1 protein-coding gene and 1 pseudogene are annotated in these 1,112 nt (G+C 64.7%); both read left to right on the top strand.

Features of this window, described 5'->3' with window-relative positions:
• Positions 1-17: 17 nt before the first annotated feature.
• Positions 18-248: pseudogene (locus tag C9424_RS22275) on the top strand (Ig-like domain-containing protein); the annotation flags it as partial.
• Between the two features lie 156 nt (positions 249-404).
• Positions 405-812 carry a DUF4082 domain-containing protein gene (locus tag C9424_RS22270; protein ID WP_237563610.1) on the top strand — a complete coding sequence of 136 codons (408 nt, stop codon included), beginning with the start codon at positions 405-407 and terminating at the stop codon, positions 810-812.
• Positions 813-1,112: the final 300 nt, after the last annotated feature.

The raw sequence follows: 1,112 nt of genomic DNA, 5'->3' as shown, positions 1-1,112 counted from the left end.
CCGCTCCGGCGGCGCCGGTGGTGTCGTCGGTGTCTCCGGTGAATGCGGCGACGGGTGTGGCGGTGTCGGTGAAGCCTGCGGCGACGTTCAATCAGTCGGTGACGGGGTCCTCGGTGGTGTTCACGTTGAAGGACAGCGGCGGGGCGGCGGTGGCGGGCGCGGTTTCGTATGATTCGGCGAGCAACACGGCGACGTTTACTCCGGGCAGTGCCCTGGCGTACGGCATCACGTACACGGCGACGGTCAACGGTGCCACGAACAGCACGGGCCAGACGATGGCGGCACCGTATTCGTGGGTGTTCACCACGGCCGCCGCTCCGGCGGGGTGTCCCTGCAGCGTGTTCAGCGCCACGTCGGCACCTGCCACAGTGACGGTGAACGATACCAATGCGGTGGAGTTGGGGATGAAGTTCCGTTCGGACGTGGCCGGGACCGTCACCGGAGTCAGGTTCTATAAGGGAAGCAGCAATACCGGCACCCATACGGGCCATTTGTGGTCCGCTTCCGGGACGCTGCTGGCCTCGGTGACGTTCTCGGGTGAAACCGCCTCCGGCTGGCAGCAGGCCTCCTTCTCCAGCCCGGTGTCCATCACAGCCAACACGACGTACGTGGTTTCGTACCAGGCGCCGAACGGGTTCTATTCCGCCAACAGCGGCTACTTCAGCAGTGCCGCGGACAACGTTCCGCTGCATGGTCTGGCCAGCGGCACCGACGGAGCCAACGGCGTCTACAACTACGGAGCGACTGCCTTCCCCACCAGCAGTTACAACAACACCAACTACTGGGTCGACGTCATCTTTAGCCAACAATAGCCGGACGCATAGGACGTGGACGGGGTCCAGATGAGAACAGCTCCGAGTCGCCTCAGGACCGTAGTTCCCGGTGTCCCTCCGCGGCTGGCAGCTACCCTCCTGGGGGCGCCGGGCATCCTATGCTTCCGCACGCCGGCCTAATAGACGGGCGTAACGGCAGGTCAGTGCGGGGTTGGGCGGCACATGGCGGACCCACATGGATCCTGCGGATACCCACATAGTTGACTCCGATGCTCTGGCCGGGGTTCCGGGGCGGTCCTAGAGTTCAAGGCGTATGGAAGCCCCGCAGGTTGGTGGTCC

This window comes from Arthrobacter sp. H-02-3 (assembly GCF_003097355.1).
GTDB classification, from domain to species: domain Bacteria; phylum Actinomycetota; class Actinomycetes; order Actinomycetales; family Micrococcaceae; genus Arthrobacter; species Arthrobacter humicola.
Note: the sequence above shows the minus strand (reverse complement) of the source record. Positions and strands in the feature narration are given on the sequence as shown.